Source organism: Duncaniella muris, from assembly GCF_003024805.1.
GTDB lineage: Bacteria > Bacteroidota > Bacteroidia > Bacteroidales > Muribaculaceae > Duncaniella > Duncaniella muris.
This window is the reverse complement of the sequence record NZ_PUEC01000075.1, coordinates 1-1,301: the sequence shown is the minus strand read 5'-3', so window position 1 is coordinate 1,301 and position 1,301 is coordinate 1. Positions and strand designations below refer to the sequence as shown.

Annotated in this window: 2 protein-coding genes; one reads left to right on the top strand and one right to left on the bottom strand. The window is 41.7% G+C overall.

From position 1 onward, the window contains the following. Nucleotides 1-129 precede the first annotated feature (129 nt). Nucleotides 130-651, top strand: a complete 522-nt coding sequence (locus tag C5O23_RS14100) for a response regulator transcription factor (RefSeq protein WP_107033537.1) — start codon at nt 130-132, stop codon at nt 649-651. A 94-nt stretch (nt 652-745) separates the two neighbouring features. Here the strand turns inward: C5O23_RS14100 and C5O23_RS14395 are convergent. After that, nucleotides 746-1,301: hypothetical protein (locus tag C5O23_RS14395; RefSeq protein ID WP_161553625.1), on the bottom strand; the 556-nt coding region annotated here is incomplete at its 5' end.

Sequence of the window (1,301 nt, the reverse complement as noted above, 5' to 3'; positions counted from 1 at the left end):
ATAAAATCCCCTGCTGACATTACGTCGACAGGGGTCATTTTTATATTGGGCAAAAGGGTCAGTGATATTTTGGCTTAAGGGGTCAATTCAACCTGGTCTAAGGGGTCATCCGAGCCTGGGTTTTCCATCATGATGCCCAAAATGGATGGGTTCACTATGGCGAAGGAGATAAGGAAATTGTCGCCGACAGTACCATTGCTTTTCCTCACCGCAAAAAGCACAATAGATGATGTTGAGCAAGGTTTTGAAATCGGAGCCAACGACTATCTTAAAAAGCCCTTTGAACTCCGCGAACTGATAGTGCGGATTAAAGCACTATTAAGAAGATATGGTGACAATCGCACCGAGGATATCCGGTTTGCAATTGGAACATACATATTTAACGTAACGACCCAGACATTGTCATTTGGCGACAAAGAAACAGAATTATCTCACTTTGAAGCCAAGATACTTGAACGTCTGGCCACAAATATCGGGAAGACTGTCGATGCCTCAGAACTGATGATTGCCGTGTGGCAGCGCGATGAACAAAGCAACCGCAACTCCCTGCATGGCTACATCCACAAACTCCGCCGAGCCCTCCGTCACGATCCATCAATTTCTATCATCAATCAACGTGGGTTCGGCTATATGCTTGTAATCCGCAACTGACAAAATGCGGATAATGCAGAAAACACAACCCCTACTGTCCACTAAAAAGCGGACAGTAGGGGTTGATTAAATAATGCAAAAATTCTTTTATAAGCTAATCTATATTATTGTTATGCATAATTATAGCATAACAAAACACTTTCATAAACTCATTAAGTGCTCCAATATCCTTGTTTAGGCATTCTTTTCCTGTTGGAGTATAATTAGATTTTGCATGGACTATTGAATTTCGCGTCGCATACAATATTTTACCTAATGATATATTAAGTTTCACAATCTCATCATTAGTTAAATCTTCAATCTTGCGATTGGCTGATACTCCACTATCTCTAAGCATTAATCTCCATATTGTATCTGGGATATACTGCTTAGATAATTCAAGATCGCAACATTCTGCTAAAACAGTGGATGCTAATTCTGCATCAGAAATACTCCTATTGTAGCGATGCACTAAATCTATAATCGAACCATAATAACTTTCCCCTTTCTTAGAAAAGGCCCCAATATTCAATCTTGCTTCGAGTGAAGATTCCAAATCGAAGTGCAAAACTTTGAGATGGGCATTAGTCATTCTCCTCTCTCCTTCTGGCGAGGGGATGCCCAAGCGGCGGGGGCGGCCTAAACCGCCCCCAAGAGCGGACAGCAGCAGA

Coding starts and splice junctions, on each gene's coding strand:
- C5O23_RS14100 (WP_107033537.1), top strand. CDS start 130: ATGATGCCCAAAATGGATGGGTTCACTATGGCGAAGGAGATAAGGAAA.